Genomic DNA, 23,585 nt, shown 5'->3' with positions numbered 1-23,585 from the left:
GGGACGAAAGCCCCATTCTCGCCCTGACACTGAAACCGTGTCAAGGCCCGAGGTCGGTATGTTCGGCCCCGATGGCCACCAAGTCCCAACACGCCCCCGCTTACGCGCCGCTCCTGGCGGTGCTCCGGGCGCTCCGGGAGGGCGCGGGGCTCACCCAGCGGGACCTGGGCGCCCGGTTGGGCAAGCCGCAGAGTTGGGTCCACAACTGCGAGGTCGCCAACCGCCGCATGGACGTGGCCGAGTTCTGCGCGTGGGCGGCCGCATGCGGCGCCGACGCACGCGACGCCCTGTCCCGGTACCTCGCAGCCGCCTCCGCGGACCCATCGAACGCGGCGACCAAGAAGGCCGCACGCCGCTCGCGTGCGGGGCAGTCGTAGCTCCTGGGTGCGGTCCCACCGTTCCACAGTTGAGGTGGATAACCCACTTTTCCTTTCCATTCGCACTCTTGGCCGACGCTCCCCGGAACCCAGCTGCCGAGGCCGAGTCGATCCAGCACGCGTGGACGTCACTAGGGTATCGGGCCGACCTGTCGGTGCCGCAGGATCTTTTTCGAGGCGGGTGGGTTCCGGAGTAGCTGTCGGGCCAGAGTTAATCTTCGTTCCAACGGCACCCGGTATCGAAGGGAGCCTGGAACGCGGCCCGAAAGGGAACCTCGGATGTGAGGTAACCTGCTCCGGTGACGTTCGACACCGTGCCAACTGGCGGGGCTGCGGACCCGCTGGGAAGCGGGACGTACGGGATGCTGAGTCGACTGGGCTTTGCCAACAACCCCTTCCTTTGAGCGACAAATCGGTGTCACTTTCTCCGACGGTCACGTCTGTAAGGCATGCACGTGGGGGCGGTTTTCTGCTGCCCTTCTGACGCCTGCAGGATAGACTGCTTCTCCCAGGCAACTGCATCATGCATTCAGCCGACGAGGGAAGGTACGTGTCAGAGACTGCGCCCGACTCGGCCGACGCGCGACTCCCGCGGCGGCACGCGTTCCTGCTGAGCCAACTCGCGAACGCCCGGGAGGGGATCCTGTCGCAGCCGGACGCCAACAAGGCGATCCCAAAGCAGATCCGGGACGAACTTGGGTTGGGGCCGAAGCCGGCAAACGCCGTCCGCGATGAACTGACGAACTCCGGCTGGCTGGCCGCGGCGAAGATCGACAAGAAGGTGGTCTACGAGATCACCGATGCGGGCAAGCTGCACCTCCGCGACCTCGAACGCTACGTCCCACTTGCCCCGGCCAAGGGCAAACTCAACTTGCCTGCCGACGCTTGGACGGAACGGGCTCGGGAGGCGTACGTCCTGACCGCGCTGTCACAGGCGCCCGACCGAACGATCTCGAAGGCCGACCTGGAGGTGGGGTTCGGCGGGAAGGGGAGGCCGAAGGCCGCGGAGTTGTCCGCGAAGCAGCCGCACCTCGCACTGTTCCGCGACCAGCACTGCCTCGGGCTCAACCCGGCGACCACGCGGGCCGTACTGACCGACCTCGCCCTCCGCGGCGCCGTCCGGGTTCAACGCGCCGCCGACGCGGAGTCGTACTCACTGACCACGGACGGGGCCGATCTGCTCGGCCGGCTGCGGGCGGAGTGTCCGGTCCTGCCCCCGGCGGGCAAGCCGTCGCCGGCGCCGAAGGAGACGCTCAGGCACGCCCGCGAGGCGTACCTGCTGTTCAAACTGTTCCAGTCCGCGAAGCGTACCCTCTGGGGGTCCGACGCCCACGCCAGCAGCAAGAAGGAGCCGCTGAAGCTGAACCACGCGACGTGTTGGCAGGTCCGCGGCGAACTGGCCCAGGCCGGGTACATCGCGCTGAACTGGGACGGCAAGGAGGGCCGCTACACACTCACCCCGTCGGGGGTGCGGTACCTCACAACCCTGCCCTTCGACGAGTTGGGCGAGATGAAGATCAAGGGGTCGGTGCTCACGGAACTGCTGACCGCCGCGCGGGAGGGCGAGCGGTCGGCGACGCGCGGGGGTCCGCCCCCGCCGGCGGGCTCCGCGCTGACCGCCGAGCAACTCGAGGCGGCGGTGACGGACACGTTCCACGACCTGCTCCGGGGCGAGTTCGCGGGCCTTCAAATGGTGCCGATTCACGAACTCCGGCGCGTCGTCGCCGAGCGGTTCGGCGCCCACGCCGCGTCCCACTCCGTGTTCGACGAGCGATTGCTCGACATGCGGCGCACGGACAAGGTGCGCCTCATCTCGATCGACGACCGCAGCCGGGCGACGCCGGACCAACTCCGCGACTCGATCTCCGCCGTGGGCGAAACGTTCTTCTACGCGGAGAAGGCCCATGCCCGCGGCTAAGGTGGACGACCCGTTCTCCGAAGACCGGCTGAACGACGCGGACGACTTCCGCCCGGAGTGGGACGTGCCCACGCTCGGGAAGCGGTTCACCGACGACTTCTCCGCCGCCATCGACCAGGTCCGGGCGCACCCGAGGGCGGACCCGAAGCCGGACCCGAAGCTCAAGATCCACGCCTTCGTCGGCCCGGCCGGGTACGGCAAGACGCACCTGTTCGGGCGGTTGCGGCACCGGCACGGCGACCGGGTCTACCTCGCCTTCCTCGGCGCCCCGCCCGCCGTGGAGGGGGACGATAAGCAGCGGCTGCTGGAAACCGCCCTCCGGTGGCGGCTGGTCGAGGCGCTCCTCTACTCGTCGCGGTCGGTCGCCCCGTTCCGCCTCGCCCTAGCCCGGCTACTCGTCCCGTCGTTCGCGGCGTACTTCGACCAACTCGCCCCCGGGCTCCGGGCCAAGTGTGCGGCCGTTCGCCACGGGTTGAGTGAGGACCCGTTGACGGTCCTCGAGGTGTTCGGCCACGTGGACGCACTCGGCCCCTACCACGAACTGGCCGACGCCCTGCGGGCCGCGCTCCCGCACTGCTCGGGCCCGGTAGTCCGGGCGCTCGTGCTCAGCGCCTCGCCGGCCGGGGACGACGTGCGGTGGTGGCTCCGCGGCGAGGCCGACCAAATTCCCGACCACCAACTCGCGGCACTGCGGCTGACTGACCGGGACGCCCAACCGCTCGACTCTCCGCCGCTCGTTGAGGTGTTGAAGGCAACGGCCGAGCTGCTGCGGCTGAGCAACGTGCCGCTCGTCCTCTGCTTCGACCAGTTGGAAGAGCTGTTCAAGAGCGACCGGGCGGGGTTTGTCCTCCTCACCGGCCAGCTCATGGCCTGGCTTCAGACGGTCCCCAACCTGCTGATCGGGATCGGCTGTCTCGAAGCCACCTGGAAGGAAGTCAAGGCCGAGGCGGCGTTCGCCTCGTTCGTCGGCCGGGTCAGCGAGCACAACTTGCCCCCGCTGAGTGGTGCGGAAGCGGTCGAACTCGTCGAGCGGCGGTTGAAGTCCTGGGTCGATTTCGACCCCAGGCAGCCGGCGGGGGTGCCGTTCGACCTCGACTCCGTCCGCGCCTACGCGGAGAAGCACCGACCGTCGCCCCGGCACTTCATTCAGAAGGAGTGTGCGGCCGGGTTCATCAACTGGTTGAGCCGGAAGCGGCAGGGGTTGATCACGGTCGGCGGCGGGGGCGAAGTCGCTTCCACCGCCGACCTGTTCAAGCAGGAGTGGACGAGAACCCTCGAGGCCGTCCGGGCGGCGCAGAAGTCGGCGACGGACATGCCCGATACCGAGTTGTGGGCCGCCGTCCACGAGGCGCTCGTCCTCGCCGAGAAGGGCGGGTTCCGCGCCGCCGACTTCCGCATCGACAAGATCCACCCGCAGCCGCTCGCGCAGACGCCCAACGACCAGCGCCTGAGCGCGCGGATTGCAATGGTGGCGGGCGGGAAGTCCGGATCGGTCGTCGTCGCGGTGAGCAAGAAGGACAACGGGGTCGCATTCGGGAACTGGTATAGCGCTCTCGACGCCGCGATGACGGGGCCCGTCCTGGGCGCCGTCGTGGTCCGGCCGCGGGCGAAGCTCACCGTCGGCGCCCGCGCCGCGGCGTACCTGAAGTACGCCAAGCGACTTGAGAGCGGCACCGTCCGCCCGTTTCCGCTCGACGAGCAGGAAGGGACGCTGCACCAGTTGGAATGCCTGCGGCAGGTGACGAGCCGGGCGGGGGGCGACTTGATTCTCAACGGTGCGCCGGTCTCCAAAGAGGAGTGCCACAAGCTCATCCTCCAAACCGGTCTGCTGTCGAACCTCAAGCTGTACGAGTTTCTGTTCCTCAACTGGAAGGGGCTCGACGTCTCACCGTCGCCTCCGACGGCCGCGCCGCCGCCCGCCCCTCCCGCCGCACCGCCGGCCCCACCCGCACCCGCGCCGGCGCCCGTGCCCGAGCCGCTCTCGGTGGCAACGCCCGCACCCCCGTTGCCTCCCCCGCCGGCCGAGCCGTCCTGGGCCGACGTAATCTTGAAGAAAGCGGCCGACTACTTGAAGCGGAAGGGTGAGGCCGTTCACCCGCTCGGGACCGAGGTCGGGCCGACGTTCGTCCGGCTCAAGCTGGAGCTGCGCGGCGACGCCGACTTCAACCGGGTGCGGCGGCAGGCCGAGAACCTGAAGGTCCACCTGGCGCTCGCGCACGAGCCGCTCATCTCCAGCCAGGCCGGGTACGTCAGTGTCGACGTGCAGCGGCCGGACCGGCAGACGGTCTTCCTGCCGCCGCTGCTCGCGGCGTGCCCGCCGAGTTTCGCCGGCGAGCCGGTCGTGCCGGCCGGGGTGAGCGTGTCCGGCACCGTCGAGTGGCTCAACCTGAGCGAGCCGGAGAGCTGCCACCTGCTCGTGGCCGGCACCACCGGCAGCGGCAAGAGCGAGTTCCTCAAGGCCGTGCTCGCCTCGCTGGCCGCCCGGCTCGAGCCGGCGAAGCTCCGGTTCCGCCTCGTCGACCCGAAGCGGGTGACGTTCAACGTCGACGGCAGGTGCCCGTACCTGAGCGGGCCGGTGGTGTACGACGGCGAGGAGGCGATCCCGGTCCTCGAGGAGTGCGTCGAGGAGATGGAGCGGCGGTACAAGCTGCTCCAGAAGCGGGGGGCGGACCACGTCCGCCAGTTGACCGGCGCCGACGCCGTGCCGCGGTGGGTGGTCGTGTTCGACGAGTTTGCTGACCTGATGGTCGACCGGGCGACCAAGAACGTCCTGGAGCCGCTGCTGAAGCGGCTGGGGGCCAAGGCGCGGGCGGCGGGCATTCACCTCGTGCTCGGCACGCAGCGGCCCGAGGCGTCGGTGGTGACGCCGCTGCTCCGCAGCAACCTGCCGGGGCGGATCGGGTTGCAGGTGGCCAGCGAGAAGGAGTCGAAGCTGTTCCTCGACGAGCCCGACGCCGCGTACCTGTTCGGCAAGGGCGACCTGGTGTGGAAGCGGGGCGGCGGGCTCGTCCGGCTCCAGAGCCCGTTCGTCCCGAAGGCGGAGTTCGACGCGTACCTGCGGACCCGCTGACCCCTACCGCATCCGCTGCTCGAGGTACTCCCGGACGATCCCGGCCACGTCGAAGCACCCCGCCGGCACCGCCCACTCGCCCGGCCCAGGCGGCTTCTCGACGTCCAAGTCGTCGTACAGCTCGCACGCCGACAGGTACCGGCGGTCGGGGTGCGCCAGGCACCGGGACACCAGCTTGATGCTCCGCGAGTCCACGCCGGCGGCGGCCAGCCGGTCGACGAAGTCGTAGGGCGGGCGCACCAACTCGCTCGTGAGCACTTGGTACCAGATTACCCCGAGCGCGAACACGTCGTCCTGGGCCGGGAGCCGCTTGCGGAACGGGTCGGACGCCTCCGGCGGGTGGTACATCCGGGTGCCGACGAGCACCATCTCCGACCGCATCGAGGACGACGCTGATTCCGTCTGATTGTCCACCGTGCTCAGGCCGAAGTCGCAGACCTTCGGGACGGGCTCGGGGCCGTCGGTGAGCAGCACGTTGGCCGGCTTGAGGTCGCGGTGGTGGATGTCGTGCGTGTGGGCGGCTGACATCCCGCGGACGATGCCCCGCATCACCTCGTACGGGTTGAGGGCGGGGCGGTCGTCCGGGCGGCGAAGGATCCAGTCCTCGAGCGACCCACCGGCCGCGTACTCGAGGGCGAGGTACGGGAACGGCGCGGCGTTGATCTCGACGTCCAGGTAGTCGATGACGTTCGGGCAGTCGGCGAGGTGCCGCCGGACGGCCATGAGCGCGCCGGCCTCGCGCTCCAGCCAGTCTCGAGCGCCGGTCATCGTGAAGAACTTGAACACCCGCGGGTCCGGGTACAGCGGCTTGGTCGCCCGCCACACCTCGCCGAACGCCCCCATGCCGAGGAACGACTGGAGCTGCCACTCCTGCACCTTCTCGCCCGCCTTCCGCCGCGGCTGGGCGTTCTGCAGGAGCTGGTCGATGAGCTGTGCGGACCGCAGGACGCTGCTCACCGCGGTGCCGTTGGTCGAGTGGAAGCGGGCACTGCGGACGAGGTTGGTGAGTAGGCCAATCAACTCGCCCTTGTGCTGCTCGGTGAACCCCTTCGGGGGCGTCCAGTTCTCAACGGCCTGCCGGACGTCAACGTCGGTCTTGAGTCCGAGTTCCTTCAGGAACGCCAGCACCTCGGCGGCCTTCTTGTTCCGCCACCGCTTGCCGATCTGGTCGATCAGGATGGTGGCGACGGTGTACGTGCTGCCGATCGCGCCCGCGACCGTGCCGATCGGGGCAATCAGGCTCGTGATGACGTCCACGTCGCTCCTCCTTTGCTGATCGAGGTTCGGGCGCGCCGCAGCTCGCCCGGTTCGCGGACCTGACCCAAACGGGCGGCGCTTCAGTCGGGCCGGTACTGCGCCGCGGCGTCGGTCCACAGCGGCACGTCGCGCCGGGACTCCAACCTCCGGAACGCGTGGCCGTGGTCGGCGACCATCGCCTCCCGGAAGGTGGCGAAGGGGCCGTGGCGGGTCGCGTGGTCGAGGTACAGGGCGAGGCGCTTCTTCTCGTCCGGGTCGGTCGCCGCGGCCAACTTCGCGCCGATCCACTTGAGCCAGGCCGGCTTCACCTCGTCGGCCGGCAGGAGGTTGATCTCGGCGAACAGGGGCTTCTTGGCACCGATCTCCCGGAGTTCGTCGTACTCGGTGAGGAGGCCCTGGAAGAGCTGGCTGTCCCACGAGAACCGCATGCGGTCGTCCGCCCCCGGCTTGGGAGCGGGGCCGAACGCCAGGTCGCCCGCGGCCTGGTACAGCCGGCCGAGGTGTTCGGGCTTGCGGGCCACCACGACCCAGCTCGAGTACGTCTTGCCCTGCGCCGTGCCGCTGTTGTCGTCCCAGACCCGTGCGGTCAGCCCCAACTCGGCGGCCACCCGCGCCACCATCCATTCGAGCCGGAAGTGCTTGTTGGAGACGTGGAGCGCGAGGATCCCGTCGTCGGCCATCCGGTCGAAATAGAGCTTCACCGCCTCGACGGTGAGCAGGTCCTTCGGAAAGGGGAACTCTTCGCACTGGTCGACGAACAATAAGGAGAACTTCCGCCCCCGGTCGGCCTTCAGTGTGGCACGCCGGTCACCGACGCGAACCTCGAGCTCGGCCCCACGCTTCCGCGCGTCGGCGACGTGCGTGAAGAACCGGCCGGACTCGGCGGTGAGCACCGCGAGCCGCGGGTCGGCCTCGTAGAAGGTGATCTTCTGCCCCGGCAGCGCGTAGCAGGCTTGCGCGCCGATCTGGAGCCCGGACACGCCGACCGGTGCCTTCGCGTCGGCCCCCTTCTTGCGCCTCCGAAGTTCGGCGAACGCCGCCCCGACCGGACCGGTCTGGTGGTAGTACGTGAGCGCCTGTTGGCGGGGGTCAAAGGCGCACGTCACACCCGCGATAGCGATTGGGTCCCAGGGGCTCACCCCGACCGGCAGGAGCTGGAAGTCGTCGAGGACGTGCGGGTCGAACTCGATCAGTTGGTTCCCGTAGAGCACATCGTTCTGGTGGAACTGCCGGTACGTGCGCCGTGAGGCGACGAGCGGCTCACCGTCCGGGCCGGTGATCGGCTTCCGGTCCCAACCCACTAGATTCGTGCCGTACTTGTCGTCCCGCACGCGGTAGGTGGCGAACGCGGTCTTCTCGGTGTGAACGTGTCCGGGGTCTTTGGGCTCGATGGACCCACCTGCGCGAGCGCCCCCAGCGACGTGACTGATCCGGGCGCCCTCGACCTCGCGGTGGCGACCCGTCGCGACGCCCCAGGTCGCGACCGCGATGCAAACAGTGGTTATGCGGAGCACGGTGCGGCCCTCGGGAACCGGTGGACGACCCCAGCGTAGCAAGGCGCGCAGGGGTCCGCCAACAGGTCAGGTCCCAAAACAGAACGACTCGGTGTGCTACGGTACCCCGCCGGCATTTCTGGCTCACTGACGGGTCTGTTATATCTGCGATAGTTGGCGCAGGTCAAACAGCCGCCAGCTATTTGGACTTCGCTATGACACCCGAAGCGAAGGCCCGCCAGCTCATCGACCGGCGGCTCACCCAGGCCGGGTGGGCCGTGCAGGACTTCGCCGCCATGAGCATCGGCGCGGCCCGCGGCGTCGCGGTGCGCGAGTTCCCCCTCAAGACCGGGTTCGCGGACTACCTGCTCTTCGCCGACGCCAGGGCCATCGGCGTGGTCGAGGCCAAGCCCGAGGGGCACACCCTCACCGGCGTCGAGACGCAGTCCGAGAAGTACACGGTAGGCCTGCCGAACGGGCTGCCGAGCCACCGGCTGCCGCTCACGTTCAGCTACGAGTCGACCGGCCGCACCACCCGGTTCACCAGCCACGCCGACCCGCACCCGCGGAGCCGCGAGGTGTTCACGTTCCACCGCTCCGAGGAGCTCCTGCGGGTCGTCGGGCTGGACGAGCAACGACGCGCCCGGCTGTGCGCGATACCCGCGGTGAACACGCTCGGCATGTGGCCGCCGCAGGTCGAGACGGTGCGGAGCCTCGAGGCGTCGCTCGCCGCCAACCGCCCGCGGTCGCTCACCTTCGCGGTGCGATCCGACGAGGTTCTCCCGAGGTGCAACCGGACCGGGGAATCGGCACCCTACCCGAGTTGCACGTTTCCCCTACTCCTTGCACATCAGCCCTTCACCGAGCCGGTCTTCCGATGCCACAGGGGGGTCTTATGTCGCGGTCGTTGCTCGCCGGACTTATTTCGGCGCTCCTACTCAGTTCGTCAACGGCGTCGCGGGCTGACGAGGCCGAGGACCAGGCCCTCGGGTACGTCAAGGAGCTGAAAGGGTCATTCGCACGCGACGAGAAGGCGGCTGGGAGGCCCGTGACCAAGGTGAATCTTGCCGACACCCACGTCACAGACGGCGTCTTGAAGTACCTCGCCAAGCTCCCGCAACTCGCCGCACTCGACTTGCGCTCCACGCGAATCTCGGAAGAGGGGCTGAGGCACCTCGCCCCGTTGAAGACGCTAGCCACCCTGTCAATGAACAGTGACCAGCTCACCGACGAGATGATCGGGGTGCTGCTCGAGATCGACCTCCTCCGGTCCGTCGAACTGACGCGGGGCGTGGGCGTGAGCCCCAAGGTGGCGTCCAAGTTGCTCGATTCCAACTCGCTCAACCTCCGCGAGTCGAAAGTGACGGACGCCGCGCTGAAGCACGTCACCCGGCTGACGAAACTCACCTCGTTGGACCTGACCACAACGAAGGTCACCGCCGCCGGCCTCAAGGAACTCGCACCCCTTACGAAGTTGAACACCCTCTACCTCAGCGAGGTCGGGAATGAGACGCTCGCGTCGTTGAAGGAGGCCAGCCTCCTCCACGCCCTGCCACTCGCGAAGGGGGCGACCGCGACCCGACCGACCAACGCCGAGGAAGTGACTTCGCTCGATCTCACCCCGACCGGCGTAACGGGTGATGGGTTGAAGCACCTCGACGTGCTCACCAACCTTACGACACTCAACCTTCCCAAGACGATGCAACTGACGGACGCCGCGGCGAAGGGCTTCGCCTCGTTGAAGCACCTCACCACGCTCACCCTTGACGGTCCCCTGATCACGGACGGCGTGCTTGCGGCGTTGGGCGAGGCACACTTGCTCCACGCCCTCAGCCGGGCGAGGGGGACCGTTACGCAGCGGCCCTCAAAGGCCGAAGAGGTGACCTCCCTGGACCTCACGCACACGAAGGTGACGGACGCGGGGGTGAGCGCACTCGCGCCCCTGACGAACCTCACCTCGCTGAACCTGAGCTACACGAAGGTAAAGGACGCGGGGCTGAAAGACCTCGCGCCGCTGAAGAAGCTTACCACCCTCACCCTTGACGCCACGCAACTCACCGACCGGTCGCTTGACGCGCTGAGGGAGAACAACCTCCTGCACACCCTCGCGAGGGTCACACCGGCGTTTCCCAAGAATCCGACCAAGGTCGTCTCGCTCGACCTCAGGTTCGCGAAGTTGACGGAAGCGGGCGCGAGGGCCGTTGCGAGCCTCACGCAACTCACCGCTCTGGACATGCGGCACACCCCGGTGACGGGTGCCATGCTGGAAGAACTGGCCCCGCTGAAGCAGCTCACCGCACTCTCCCTCGACTCCGACCAGATCACGGACGAGGTCGTGGCCGTGCTCGTGAAGGTCAACCTTTTCCACACCCTCGACCAGTGCGTCGCCGCGGGCCTGGTAGCGAGGCGGCCGTCCAAACTCGAAGACGTCACTTCGCTGGTCCTCGGCAAAACGAAGGTGACCGAGGCGGCGCTAAAGCACGTCGCCAAGATGCCCCAGCTCGCCACGTTGAACCTGGGCGGTGCGAACGTCAAAGCGGCTGGTCTCAAGGAACTGGCCCCCCTCAAGAACCTCGTTACGCTGGACATCCGCAGCCCCCAGATCACCGGAGAAACGCTCACGGCACTGCGGGAGGTCAACCTCCTCCACACCCTCAGTGTGGCCACGACCGCCGACCGCAAGCGCCCGGCCAAGCCCGATGACGTCGCCTCGCTCGACTTGAGCGCCACCGGCGTGACGGACGAAGGGCTGAGGCAACTCGACGCGTTCCCGAACCTCACCTCGCTCAACCTCCTCCACGCGGCCAAGCTCACGGACGCGGGGCTCAAGGGGCTTGCGCCCTTGAAGAAGCTCGACACGCTCACGCTGGACAGCACGCGAATCACGGACGCCGCCCTCGCAGCGCTGCAGGAGGCGAACCTGCTCCACGCCCTTGCCTTTGCAAAGGGGCCGAATGCGAGACGCCCGGCCACGCCCGAGGAGGTCGCCTCACTCAACCTGCCGGGCACGGCGGTGACGGACGCCGGGTTGAAACAACTCGCGGCGTTCACGAACCTCACCTCGCTGACCGTCGCCAGCAACAAGGTGACAGACGAGGGGCTGAAGGAACTTGCGGCGTTCAAGAAACTCACCGCCCTCAGCCTGCGTGGCACCAAGGTGACGGCCGCGGGGGTTCAGGCGCTACAAAAAGAGTTGCCCCTGTGCCGCATCGTCAAGTGAAACCGGACCGGTCGTCGCTGAACGCGTCCGGCGGGCCGCGCCCCGGTGAACGCCGTGAAGCTACCCTGGGGCGCGGGAACCCGGGCGCGTGCCGGCGAGTAGGGGGGCGGTTCAGCAAGGCGAACCCGGTGACGGCGGCCTGTGCCGTTTACTTCGGTGCCGGGGCCTCGGGGAACAGTCCCCGCAGCGTCTCCACCGGCACGGCGAAACTCACGTTGTCCAGCTTCGCCTTCAGCGTCACGATCCCAACCACCCGACCGTACTCGTCCACGAGCGGCCCTCCCGAGTTGCCGGGGTTCACCGCGCTGGTGTGCTGGAGGTACGTCCGGCCGTCCAGCTTCCGGGCCGCCGCCGAGACGAGCCCGTCACTGATCGACTGCTCCAGCACGTCACTCCCCAAGCCCGGGCTGCCCAGCGCGTACACCCGCGCGCCCGCCTTCGGCGACGCGGTCGCCACCGGCAGTGGGGTTAACTTCGGGGCGGTTGCCGGGAGTTGAATGACAGCCAGGTCGACCCCCTCGGCCCGGTAGATGACCTTCCCCTTCGCCACGCCGGCCCGCACCAGCTTCTTGTCCCTCACGGCGAACACCTGGACCTCGACCTCGTCCGCCCGGTCCACGACGTGGGCGTTCGTCACGACCACGTCCGCGCGGCCGACGCACACCCCCGACCCGCTCCCGTCGCCCGACTTGACGACCACCACCGACGGGGCCGCCAGCGCGTACAGGTCTTCCCCTGCGAGCTTGGCCGGGTCGGCCGGCGGGGCCGGCAACGGCGGCAGGCCGCGGACCGCCGCCGGGGTCGCGGCGTCCGGCCCGCCCGCCGTCTCCAACTTCGACACCCGCTCGGCCTCGGCGTCCAACTTGGCCTTCTTCAGCGCCTCGAGCAACTTCCGCACGGTCTTGGGGTCCACGCGGTCCACCTCCAGCGCCGCCGCCCAGCAGTACGCCGCCTTCAGGTCGCTGCCGCCTGCCGCGTAGAACCGGGCCAGCCCCTCCAGCGCCAGAAGGGTGACGTCCGTCTGCCCGGCGTCGAGCCGTGCCGCCGACTGGAACCCCTGCTCCGCCTCCTCCTTGAGGTCCCGAAGCGACTGGACCTCGGCCTTGAAGAACAGCAGTGGCGGGAAGTTCGGCGTCGCCTTGTCCGCCTGCTTCAGCTTGTAAAGCGCGACCCCCAGCTTCTCGGCCGTGCCGGTCCGGAGGGCCTGAATCGCGCCCGCGGCCTCCCCGACCGCCGCCCTCTCCTTCGCGTAACTGGGGTGCGCCGCCCAGTGGGCCGGTCGCACGACCCGCCCGTGTTCGATCGACCGGTCCAGCCGCTTTCGGACGAGTTCCGGCGTGACCTCGGCGGGTACCGCGAACGCCTCGAGCGACGCGAGCGGCTCGGCGGCGGGCCGCGGCTTGTCGAGCCCGACCAGGGGCGCCGGCTCGAGCGCGTCCGGCCACTTCGCCGCGACCGCCTCCTCGTCCTTCGTCAGCGCGACGCGGAAGACGCTGACGCCCTCCGGCGACTTCGCCACCACGAGGGTCCGCCCGTCGCCGCTCCAGGTCGCCGCCCCGCCCCACTTGCCGGGGTACTCCTTGCCGGCGGCCGCGTTGCCAAGCGGGTAGGCCGTGAACGCACCCTCGCGGATCGCCACCACCGTTCCGGTCACCGGGTTCACCGCGCACCCGACCGGGTACGCCCCGGACGGGAACACACCTTGCAGTTTTTCCGTGTTCCGGGCGTCGAAGAGCGCGACGCCGTACCCGCCCCCGGCCGCCTTGTCCGAGGGTCGGAAGCCGCCCCCGCCGACGACCCCGACCCAGCGCCCGTCGGGCGAGAGGGTGAGCCGCGTCCCGTTCGACGCGGCGTTGTCCCGGGCCTCGGCCAGGAGCAGCCCGCCCGGGGTGACGACCGACTTGAACAGGGTGGTCTGGACCCAGTCGAGCCCGCGGTCGACCAGGAACACCCGCCCGTCGACGACCACGAACCCGCGGCCGCCCCCGCGTTCCGCCTTCGTGTAACTGAACACGAACTGCTGGCCGGGGTGCCCGCGCACCACCGTCCCGGGGGTGTTCGTCTCGCGCACCTCGCCGGTCCGGGTGTCGTACTGGTGTACGATGCCGCCGCTGGGGAAGAAGACCCGCCCGTGCGCAACGGCAAACGTCGCGGGGGCGGGCTTGCCCAACTCGAAGGACTTCAGCGTCTTGCCCGTCTCGACGTCCACCTGGTCGACCCGGTCCGGCCCCTGCCGGGACAGGTACAGGGAGCCGCCGACCAGGCAGGCCCCGAGGTACGGGTCGGTCTCCACCTGCCGGGCCGCAACCGCCTCGCCCGTCCCGATCAGGTGGAAGTGCTTGAGGCCGGGGGCGGTGCCGATCACGTACCGCCCGCGGGGGTCGGCGAGAAGATCCGCCGGCACCCCCGCGAGCTTTGCGTCGAGCTTCACGGCCTCCAGCTCGGGCCTGTCGGCCCGCGGCTTGCCGGGCGGGCTGTCGGCCTCGGTGTAGAGGACGCGGGCCGTCTCGACCCCGCCGATGCCCCGGAAGAACTCCCGGACCATCGCGATGTCGCAGTTCCGGGCCTTGTCCTCGTAGGCCATGGCCACGGCAACGGCGGACGCGAGCGGCCGCTTCTGGGTCCGCAGGTTGATCGCCAGGTTCCGGTACGCCTTGCCCCGCTCCCTGAGCTGGTTGTCGGAGTCCTCCATGATGGCCCGCGTGAACCAGAGGTTGGACTCGTCCAGCTTGCCGAGTTGGCCGTAGGTCAGGCCGAGGTTGGTGGCGGCCACGGCGCGGGTGAGCCGCGTGGCGTTCACGTCGGCGGCGAGCACCTTCTTGTACGTCGCGAGTGCCTCGTCGATGTCGCCCGCGTCGCCGAGCGCGAGGGCCATCCGGAAGAGTGCCGCCCCGCACAGGGGGTCGAGCCGGACCGCGTCCTTGAACGCCGCCGCGGCCTCCTTGTGCTTCCCGGCCGCCGTTGCCTGATCCCCCCGCTGAACCGCCCGGGCGGCTCCGAGGTGGTCCGTCCCGAACAGGACGCGGACGTCCTGCTGTGCGACCGCCGGGGACGGCATGAACACCCCGAGCAAGGCAAGCACGACAGCGGACGGGGACCGCATCATGGGCGACTCCTCGTGGGTGATGCCGGACGGGTGGATCGGTGTGCCGGGCGGCGGCGAGCTTCGGCGACGGCTACAACCTACCTGCTGGAGTGTTCGTCCGCAAGCCGCCGGAAGGCCCGTCGCCGCGCGTGCCCGCTGGGTTGTGGTTCGCACCCGGACGGGCCTGTCGCGCAGCAAGGTCGCGACCGTCTTTCGGATCGCCGTGTTCACCGAAGCGGTCAACTGGCGGAGTGCGACGTGCCGGGTGCGCCGGCCGAGAACCGACTCGACGGCTTCGTGTGTGGTTCGACGACCGCTGCTGGAGTCAGAGAGCCGATCGCGTGTGGTACCAGAATACGCGACCCTGGCGAGGCACACGCAGAACCACTCCGGGGAGTGGTTGGCAGATGCTGCGTGGAACGAAGTGAGCGAACGTTTGACGCGGATACGGAATGATACGGAAAGGGTGGAATCGGATACGGAATTCGGTAGACTGTGCGATGAGCGGACACCTTCCGGTACGCTCCGAATCACTCGAAAATCAAGCATTTGGGCAGATAGCTTAGCTGTTCGACCGAGCGACTGAAAATCGCTAGGTCCCCGGTTCAACCCCGGGACTGCCCACTCAAGCAACTCACATCGACTGAAGCGGTTACGCTTACCCTCCGGCGGTCGGAGGCGTGGTCGGAAGACCTCGGTTTCCGGGTAACTACCTGGAAACCCTTCCGGAGCGTTTCCGCCATGGCCCGTCCCAAAAATTCCGTCCCCACCTACTGGTTTCACAAGCCCTCGAACACCGCCCGCTGGTGGGTTGGCGGGAAGTGGGTCACCCTCGGCAAGTTCAACTCCCCGGAAAGCCGGGCCGAGTACGCCCGCGTTCTCGCCGAACACGCCGTCGCCCCGTGCCCGACCGGCCCGGTGAAGGGGCCCCGGACGTGACGGTGAACGAGGTGCTGCTCGGCTTCCTGCGCCACGCCGACGCCCACTACCGGCGGGCCGACGGCACCCCGACGAACATCTCCTCGTCCTGACCAAGCAGGGGTTCTGGCTCGTCGAGACGAAAGCGTGGTCGGGCCCCCGCACCCTTACGCGGTCGGCCGAGTGGCGCGACACGGGCCCTGCTGCCGCCGTGGACGCGCGGCGCCGCCCGGCGGGAATAAGCCGGTAGCCCCGCGTATCCTGTATGCAACTCCGCGCGTGCCGTTCTTCGCTACCGAGCCCCAGTGCGCGTCCATCGTTGCTCACATCCCGGGCGGGTGTTGCCGTGGCTTGGCTCTGCGCACTCGTCTTCGGCGTGCTCGCGTTCGCACTCGTCGGGCACGCGCTCTGGTGGGCAATCGCCGCCGTTTTCCGCGAGCTGGTCCCGGCCCGTGGCCGCCAGGAGCGCCGGCCGTTCCGGCCCGACCGCGACCCCGGCGACTGTCCCGCGTGCGGGGCCGCGTGCGACGCCGGGGCGGTCGAGTGCGACGCCTGCGGCCTCCGCCTCACCGGGCCGACCGCCCGGGCACTGGCCCGCGTGCGCGTGGCCCAGGCGGAAGTGGAGTCGCTGGCGGAAGCGGGCGACCTCGACCCCGACACGGCGATGTCGGTGCGGGCCCAGCTCCGGCGCCGGGCTCGGCGGATCCGCGGGCTGCCGCTCGACACGCCGGTGCCCGCCCCACGCGCCCCCGAACCGCCCGCCCGGAGTGAGCCCCCGCTCGCGTGGCCCGTCGCCGAAGCTGTCACCGTCCCGCCGCCCGTCTCGGTCCCCGACCCGCCCGCCCCCGTCCCGCCGCCGGCCGCGCCCGCCGGGCCGCCCCGCCGCGGGTCCGTCCTCGCGGCGTTCATGGAGGAGCGGAACATCCTGTGGGGCGAACTCGTCGGCGGGGTGCTCGTCGTCGGGTGCTCGATCGCGCTCGTGGTCACGCTCTGGCACCGCCTCGAAGCGTTCCCGTACTTCCCGTTCCTGCTGTCGGCGGCGGTCACGCTGGCGCTGTACGCCGCCGGGCAGTACACGCTGCACCGCTGGAAGTTGACCGCCACCAGCCTCGGCTTGCTGGTCATCACGCTCCTCCTCGCGCCGCTCGACCTGTTGCTGCTCGCCGACCCGGTCACGCGCGGCGAGCTGTCGTTGCCGGTCGACGTCGGGGTCAAGGTGCTGGCGGTCGCCCTGTCCGCGTGGGTGGTGCGGGGCGGCGGGCGGGACGTCCTCACCGCGCGCGCCGAGTGGCGGTGGTGGCTCGCCCTGGCGGTGGTCGGCCCGCCGGCGGCGCAGCTGCTGCCGGCCGGGTGGTTCGGCGGGCGGTCCGCACCCGGGGCCGCCTGGCTCGCGCTCGCGTGCTTCGCGGGTCCGTGCGTGGTGACCCTCCGGCAGCGGGGGCGTGCGGGCGCCCTCGACCGGGCGACCGGTGCGGCCGTGCTCCGGTTCCTGGGGCTGGCGGCGTTCGCACTGGCCGCGGCGTGGGGCCTGTACGTCGCGGGGTCGCCGGACGTCGCGGCCCGCGTGGTGGGGCTGGCGGTCCCACTGGTGCTGGCCGGGGCGGTGGCGGTCGAGGCCGGGTTGGCCGTGGCGACGCGGGTCACGGAGGGCGGGCCGCGGGCCGCCGGTACCGCGGCGGCGCTCGCCGGGGTGGCGGTGGTGACGGCCGGACTCGCGACCGGGTGGTCGGACCCGGGTTCGGTGCTGCTCGGGGCCGCGGCCGCCGGACTGTACTTCAACCGGGTCGCGTTCGCGGCCCGGCTGCCGGCGGCGATCGGGCTCGCCGTGCCGTCGTTCGCCCTCGCCGTTGCCGTGGGGTACTTCGGAACCACCGGCCGGTGGGGCGAGCCGCTCGCCCGCGTGCTGTGGTCGGCCGAGTGCGGGGCGGTGCTGGCCGCGCTCGCGCTCGCGCTCGCCGCGCTGTCCGAGGTCCTCGCCCGGTACCGCTCCCCCGTTGGGCCGGTGAGCTACGGCCTCGGCGCGGCCGGGGTCGGGTGCGTGGCGCTGTTCCTGGCCAGTGCGGACGGCCTGTGGAACCCGCTGACCGCGGCGGCGGTTCACGCCGCGTGTGCGACGGGGTTGCTCGCGGCGAACGCGCGGTGGCGGCTGCGGGTGCTGGCCCACGGCGGACTGTGGGCCGCCCTCGTCGGGTCGCTGTGGGCGCTGTTCGCGGCGCACCCGCACCGCCTCGAAGTGTGGGCCTTCGTGGTGTCGGTGGAGGCGCTCGGGTCCGCGGCCCTTTCGTGCGTTCTGAGGGGCCGCCGCACCGGGGCCGCCGCACCCCTGCGGCGGGCGGGTCTCGATGTGTCGATCGCCGCGGCGGTCCTGGCCCCGGTCCTGGCGCTGGCGTCGGGCCGGTTCCCCGACACCGCCTGGGACACGGCCGCGCTGTTCGTGCTGGCCGTAACGGGGCTCGCGGTTGCCCGCGCGACCGGCGCGGCGGCGGCCACCTACCTCGGGGCCGCGGCCGGGCTCCTCGGCTTCGCCCACCTGGCCGCGGTCACGGCCGGGTGGGAGCCGGTGTCGCGGGCGCTGCTGGTCGGCGCGCTCACGCACGCCACCCTCGCCGCGGTGGCCGCGGTCCTGCTCCGGCGGCGCGAACGGGTGTTCGCGCGCCCGCTGCGAACGTCCGCGATGCTGTCGTCCCTCGCGGGCGGTGTCCTGCTCTTCGCCCCACCCGTTGCTCACTCGCTCGAATGGGCGGGGTGCGCGGTGTGGCTGGCCACCGTGTGGCTCACGTTCGCGGTCGTGTGGCGTGATCGTACTTCCTTCTCGGTGTCGCAAGTCGCGCTGGCGCTGGCGGCGGTGCTGTGCGGCGTCGCCTGGGTCGACGCCCGGGGCGGGCGACCGACACGCGCCCTCGGCTACTTCGGGCCGGCGGCGTTGCAGGTGTACGCGGTCGCCCTCGGGGTGCTCGGCCTCGGGTGGGCGTGGGCCCGCCGGTTGCTGGGCGAGAACCCGCTCGCCCGCCACCTCTGGACGGGACGGCTGTGGTCGGCCGAGCGGGTCGTGCTCGCGGTCGTGGTCGTGGGGCAGCTCGTGCTCGCGGCCTTTGCGGTACTCCCCGAGGTGCGGGCGGAGTTGGCCCCGCTCGGGTGGGAGTCCCACAGGGCCCCGCCCCCGGAACTCGCACACGTGTTCGGCCCGGGCGCGTGGGCGGTGCTCGGCGTGCTGACGGCGGCGCTCCTCGCGTCGTGGCGACTCACGGGGGGCGAGCGCGACACCGACGCGCACGTCCTCGGGCTGGTGGCGCTGTCCCTGTCGGCGCCGGTGGTGTGGGCCGGCTCGCACGCCGGCGACACGGCTTCCGCCTCGGCACTCCGCTGGGGACTCGCGGCGGCGTTCGCCCTCGGCACGGCGGTCGTTTCGGTGCGCTCCCGGGTGCGCCGCGCCCTGGCGGCGCTCGGCCTTCCGTTCCACCCGACACCGGGCGCGCGCCCGGCGCTGCTGTTCGTGCTGGCGGCCGCCGCCGCCGCGGTCGTGTTCGTCTCGGCGCAGGTCGCGGAACTCGGACTCGCCGGAAGGAAGGCGTCGGGGCCGGACGCGGAATCGGTGTTTGCCGCGATGGGGCCCCTCGCCTCGAACCTCGTGCCGCTGGCGCTCGTGGTGCTCGGGGTCGGGTGCTCGGCCCTCCGGGAGCGGTCGCCCGGGTACGCCTTCGCGGGCGGCCTGGTCTTCGCCGCGACCGTCGCGGCCGGGTACGCGCTCGGCGTGGTCACGGCGGGCGGCCGCCTCGACGCCGCGCAGCAGCTCCGCGTCTCGGCGCTGGTCGCCGCCGGGGCGGCGGTCTGGGCACTGGCGTGGCTCGCGGCGCAGCGGCGCGTCACCGGCGGGCTGCTGCTCGCGGTGCAAGCACGGCTCGGGCTGGGCGTGCTGGCGGCGGCCAGCGCCCCCGCGGCGCTCGCCCTGCTGCTGTTCCCGGAAGCGCCGTTGCCCGCGGCGTGGGGCGAGTTCGGGCAGTACGGCTGGTTCGCGCTCGTGCTCGCGACCGGGGCCGCGGCGTGGCGGGCGGCGCGGACCGAGCCCGGGTTGACGTTCCACGCACGGGCGCTGTCGGCGCTCATCGCGGGCGTGCTGGCCGCCTGTGCCGCGCAGCCGTGGGACGCGCCCGGGACGGGGCTCTCGTTCCACGCCCTGGGCGGCGCGTGGGCGCTGGTCGGGGTGGGGCTGGCGGTCGCGGCGCGGCGGCGCGGCGCGTCGTCGTACTGGCTCGACGGCACGGCCGCGGTGCTCGCGGTGCTGGCCGTTCGCGGGGGCTGGCCCGGTCCGTGGCAGCCGTGGGCGTCGGCGACGCTCGCCGCGGTCGCGTCGTTCGTGGTCGGCACGTCGGCGGTCCTGAACCGCGATGGGGCTCGCGTGGTGGCGTCCGGGTTGCTCGTGAACCTCGCCGCGACCCTGCTCTGGCTGCCGACCGAGCCGCGCACCGACTCGGGCTTCCTGCTCGCCAACGCCGCCGGATTCGCGATCGCGGCGATGGCCTGGACGCGGCTGGCCCGCCGCGACGCGGATGGTAGTTGGCGGATAATCACAGAGATCGCTGGCGGCACCGCGGTCGCACTGCTGTGGTTCGGACTGCTGCCGACACTCGCGGGTGGCCGCACCGATTCGCCCTGGCTCACGTGGGGCGCGACCACCGTCGTCGCGGCGTCGATGCTCGTCGCCCGCGCCGACCCGTCGGCGAGGCTCGGTCGCATCGGCCTGTTCGCGGCGAGCGTCGCACTCGTACTCCTCGGAGTCAGCGAGGCGACTTCTCGATCCGTGTGGAACGTCTGGCAGACGCCCCTCGCCCTCGCCGCGTACGCGGTGCTTCACAGCCTTTCCTGGGCGACGACGAGGCACCTGACGCGGCTCGTCCCCCGACCAACTCGCCCCGGGGCGTGGGTGGAAGGACTCGTCGCGCACGGCGTTCTCGCGGCTGCCGTCTTGTTCCTCGCCGTGAGGAACGCACTGGTCGCGCCCGAGTTGACGCAGCGGCTCGCGAGTCCGTTCGCGGTGCTCCTGCTCCTTGGCGCCGCGACATTGTTGCTGCGGGCGGTGCCGACCCGGGCGGCCGCGATCCGCTCGGCCGCCGTCGCGCTCGGCGTGCTGGTGTGCGCCACCGCCGCGTGGGCGGTCCCGGACCCGGCCGGGTCCCACCCGTGGTTGCACCGCAACGCGTGGCTGTTCGTCGCGCTCGCCGCGGCCGGGGCGGCCGGGACCGAGCTCGCGGGGCGGCTCGGCGCGAACTGGCGCGGCGCCGCCCGGGGGGCCGGCGGCGCTTGCGCGGCGGGTGCCGTTCTCGTCCTGGGGGTGTGCCTCGCCCAGCAGGTTCCGGCGTACGACCCCGGCACGAAGCACACACCGCTCGAACCGGCGGCGGTGCTCGCGGTGCTGCTGGGCATCCTCGCGACCGCCGTGCTGGCGGTCCGGTTCGCCCTCCGCCGGGACCGCGACCCGCTCGGGCTGCCGGACCGCGGCCGCACCGCCTACGTCTACCTCGCCGAGGCGCTGGTCGCCCTGTCGTTCGCTCACGCCCGGCTCAACGTGCCCGAGCTGTTCCTCGCCGGGGCGGTGCGGTACTGGACGTTCGCGGTCATGGCGGTCGCGTTCGCCGGCGTCGGGCTGGCGGAACTGTTCGAGCGCCGCAAGCTCGGCGTGCTGGCCGCCCCGCTGCGGCGCACGGGCGTGCTCGTCCCCCTGGTCCCGCTGCTCGCGTTCTGGGCGAGGCCGCCCGCGTCCCTGGCGGAGTTCGCGGCCGCCCGGGCGCCGGGGCTCGGCCCCCTGCTCGGGTACCTGGAGCAGCTCCCGCGGCACTTCGACGCGTACGCCCGGCTGTGGATCCTCGCGGGCGGGCTGTACGGCCTCGTCGCGCTCGCCCGGAACTCGTTCGGGTGGGCGCTGCTCGCCGCCCTCGCCACGAACGCCGCCGTGTGGTCGCTGCTGGCGCACCACGGGGTGCCGTTCGCGGTGCACCCGCAGGCCTGGGTCGTGCCGCTCGCGCTGATCGTCCTGGTGTCGGAACACGTCAACCGCGCCCGGCTCCGCCCCGAGGTGTCGAGCGGGCTGCGCTACCTCGGCGTGGGGATGGTGTACGTCGCGTCGTCGGCGGACATGTTCCTGGCGGGCGTCGGGGAGTCGGTGTGGCTGCCGGTGGTCCTGGCGGTGTTCTGCGTGACCGGCGTGCTGGCGGGAATGGCGATGCGGGTGCGGGCGTTCGTGTTCCTGGGCGTCGGGTTCCTGCTGCTCGACGTGTTCGCCATGATCTGGCACGCGGCCGTGGACCTGCAGCACACGTGGGTGTGGTACGCGTCCGGGATCGTGCTCGGCGGCGCCATCCTGGCGCTGTTCGCCGTATTCGAGAAGCGGAAGCGCGGCGGGGACGCCGGGTGAGGCCCCGGGACCGCCACATGCCCACCCGGGGGCCGGAGCACCCGCCCGCCCCGCCTCCCACGGCGTCTGGTGGGTGAAGCCGCCCGCGTGGGCGGTGGTTCCGCTCCTCATTCGCGAAGGAGCCGGCCTCGCACGCCGGCCGCAACGATCCTCGACCGCTCAGGTCTGATGGGCAAACCCCCGGTCCCGGTGGAGCACCCCGAGGCGTGCCAGACGCGCGTCTCGGTGGGTCCGCTGCGGAGCAGTTGAGACCCGGATTCGTGCTCGACGCGAGCGGTTCGTGCGGAGTGTCGGGCGCGTTCGCGAGGCCTCCCCCTCGCTCGCGAGGAGTCGGGGGTCGTGTGCGGGGCTCTCCCCCTCGTTCGCGAAGAGTCGGGCACGTTCGCGAGGAGTCGGGCGCCTTCGCGAGGAGTCGGCGTCGGTTGCGGAGACCCCTCCCCCGACCCGCCGCACAGACGCTCGCGCCGCACCTCACCGGCCCGGCGGTCGAAACCGCCGGCTCGGGACCCGCGGACCGGAGTCTCCGGCACGCCCCCGGCCGTCGCGCAACCCCGGAACGGCCCACGCCGTGTGCCGAGTGCCTGAGGTCGCCGGGGTTCTGTCCGGTAGCCCTTACGCATTTCCACGGAGTGCAGCACCTGCTGGACCTCGTCGCGGACTGCCCGCCCAGCCCGCGGGACCGACCTCCGGTACTCGGAACCCACCCGAGGAGCAAGGAACGCCCCACTCGCAAACCGGACGCGTCCGAACCGGCGTGCGTGCTGCGGCCCTGGTGTCGGTCCCGCGGGCCGCGCTGGTCGGGAGGGGGCGTCGCCTTCGGCTGCCGGCGCCCCACCCCCGCCGAAAAGGGTGGAGAGGGCAAGGGCGCAACAAGCGAGCGGGGGGCGACGCGCAGACAGGTTCCTTCGGGTCGGACGGGCGGAAACGGGGTGCGCGCATCACCAGTTGCCGGCGGGCTCGCCGCCGTTGCGGGTGCAGGCGGCCCACCACGTCGGGGCGTCGATCCCCGAGCTGACGCTCCGCACGCTCCCGTCGCACAGCCCGACGACGATGAGGCCGGTGTGCGGGGACGACGCGAGCCCGCGGTCGCACGGGCCGGACGTGGTGTTCCCCTTGGGGATCCCGAACACGGTCGGCTTGGCGTTCGCCCCGGTGTACCACAGGGTCCCGTCGCCCCCCCGGCCGCCGCCGAACACGGGCGACACGCGGTCCCCGGGGTAGCTGTCGGTGGCCGACGGGGGCGACGTGCCGCTGACCGTGCCCGAGTTGTACACGCCCCGCAGCCACCACGACCCGCCGTGCTGGTGCGCCCCGTTCATCGGGGCGAACGTGGCCCCGCCGTTGCCCGCGGTCCCGGGGCAGTACGCGAGCTTCTCCGCGACCGCGATGGTGTTCGAGGTCCCGTCGGTGATCGCGGTCAGGGTCGTCATCCCGTCCCAGTCCGCGTGCACGGTGGTGCCCGCGTTGAAGTTCGGGTTCCCGAACACCTGGAAGTTCGGCGCGTAGCTCGCGTCGCCCGGGGTCCAGTCGCCCGCCGGGTTGGTCCCGATGGTCGCGTCCGACGGGCACTGGTACGTCTTGACCCGGGTCTGCCGCAGGTACCCGGCGCCCCCGGGCCCGGGCGTGTTCCACAGCGGGATCACCCCGCCGCCGGGCACGGCCGTGGCCGCGCCCCACACGTTCCGCTGCTCGACGAACGGGAGCACGTGGAAGAAGAACGGGGCGCAGTACGCGCCCCCGTAGCTGAACCCGGCCACCGGGGGGAGCCGGCCCAGCGTGTCGTGGGCGCTGTGGACACCCAGGGCGACCTGCTTCACGTTGTTGGTGCACTGCAGGCG

At 71.4% G+C, this 23,585-nt stretch carries 11 protein-coding genes and 1 tRNA gene; 8 read left to right on the top strand and 4 right to left on the bottom strand.

Annotation, left to right across the window (positions count from 1 at the left end):
- Positions 1 to 71 precede the first annotated feature (71 nt).
- The 3 genes from ACTIGN_RS14620 to ACTIGN_RS14610 all read left to right on the top strand — a co-directional run bounded on the left by ACTIGN_RS14620 (position 72) and on the right by ACTIGN_RS14610 (position 5,365).
- Complete coding sequence (locus ACTIGN_RS14620) at positions 72 to 377, top strand: helix-turn-helix domain-containing protein (protein WP_439625035.1); 306 nt, start codon at positions 72 to 74, stop codon at positions 375 to 377.
- 550 nt (positions 378 to 927) lie between these two features.
- Complete coding sequence (locus ACTIGN_RS14615) at positions 928 to 2,295, top strand: hypothetical protein (RefSeq protein ID WP_439625033.1); 1,368 nt, start codon at positions 928 to 930, stop codon at positions 2,293 to 2,295.
- Entirely contained in the window at positions 2,282 to 5,365 is a 3,084-nt protein-coding gene (locus tag ACTIGN_RS14610; protein ID WP_439625031.1) for an FtsK/SpoIIIE domain-containing protein, read from the top strand. Before ACTIGN_RS14615 ends, ACTIGN_RS14610 begins: the two co-directional genes overlap by 14 nt.
- Before the next feature lie 3 nt (positions 5,366 to 5,368).
- Here the strand turns inward: ACTIGN_RS14610 and ACTIGN_RS14605 are convergent, their stop codons facing one another.
- Together ACTIGN_RS14605 and ACTIGN_RS14600 are read right to left on the bottom strand one after the other, a co-directional pair.
- Complete coding sequence (locus ACTIGN_RS14605; RefSeq protein WP_439625029.1) at positions 5,369 to 6,622, bottom strand: serine/threonine-protein kinase; 1,254 nt, start codon at positions 6,620 to 6,622, stop codon at positions 5,369 to 5,371.
- Positions 6,623 to 6,702: 80 nt separating this feature from the next.
- On the bottom strand, positions 6,703 to 8,136 hold the full coding sequence (locus tag ACTIGN_RS14600; RefSeq protein ID WP_439625027.1) for a hypothetical protein: 1,434 nt from the start codon (positions 8,134 to 8,136) through the stop codon (positions 6,703 to 6,705).
- 194 nt (positions 8,137 to 8,330) lie between these two features.
- On the opposite strand from ACTIGN_RS14600, the gene ACTIGN_RS14595 reads away from it, so the two are divergent.
- Positions 8,331 to 9,122 carry a hypothetical protein gene (locus ACTIGN_RS14595; RefSeq protein WP_439625025.1) on the top strand — a complete coding sequence of 264 codons (792 nt, stop codon included), beginning with the start codon at positions 8,331 to 8,333 and terminating at the stop codon, positions 9,120 to 9,122.
- Positions 9,011 to 11,335, top strand: coding sequence for a hypothetical protein (locus ACTIGN_RS14590; protein ID WP_439625023.1), 2,325 nt, complete (start codon positions 9,011 to 9,013; stop codon positions 11,333 to 11,335). The genes ACTIGN_RS14595 and ACTIGN_RS14590 overlap by 112 nt, the downstream gene beginning before the upstream one ends.
- A gap of 148 nt (positions 11,336 to 11,483) precedes the next feature.
- On the opposite strand, the gene ACTIGN_RS14585 is transcribed toward ACTIGN_RS14590, so the two are convergent.
- Positions 11,484 to 14,441: a trypsin-like peptidase domain-containing protein gene (locus tag ACTIGN_RS14585; RefSeq protein ID WP_439625022.1), complete on the bottom strand. Its 2,958-nt coding sequence runs from the start codon at positions 14,439 to 14,441 to the stop codon at positions 11,484 to 11,486.
- A 530-nt stretch (positions 14,442 to 14,971) separates the two neighbouring features.
- Between ACTIGN_RS14585 and ACTIGN_RS14580 the strand changes: the two genes are divergently transcribed.
- From ACTIGN_RS14580 to ACTIGN_RS14570, 3 genes are all read left to right on the top strand, one after another.
- A tRNA-Phe gene (locus ACTIGN_RS14580) sits at positions 14,972 to 15,044 on the top strand.
- Positions 15,045 to 15,161: 117 nt separating this feature from the next.
- On the top strand, positions 15,162 to 15,359 hold the full coding sequence (locus ACTIGN_RS14575; protein ID WP_439625020.1) for a hypothetical protein: 198 nt from the start codon (positions 15,162 to 15,164) through the stop codon (positions 15,357 to 15,359).
- A gap of 325 nt (positions 15,360 to 15,684) precedes the next feature.
- Positions 15,685 to 21,747, top strand: a complete 6,063-nt coding sequence (locus ACTIGN_RS14570) for a hypothetical protein (protein ID WP_439625018.1) — start codon at positions 15,685 to 15,687, stop codon at positions 21,745 to 21,747.
- A 938-nt stretch (positions 21,748 to 22,685) separates the two neighbouring features.
- Here the strand turns inward: ACTIGN_RS14570 and ACTIGN_RS14565 are convergent.
- Positions 22,686 to 23,585: DUF1559 family PulG-like putative transporter (locus tag ACTIGN_RS14565; protein WP_439625016.1), on the bottom strand; the 900-nt coding region annotated here is incomplete at its 5' end.

This window comes from Gemmata sp. (genome assembly GCF_051859125.1).
GTDB lineage: Bacteria > Planctomycetota > Planctomycetia > Gemmatales > Gemmataceae > Gemmata.
Note: the sequence above shows the minus strand (reverse complement) of the source record. Positions and strands in the feature narration are given on the sequence as shown.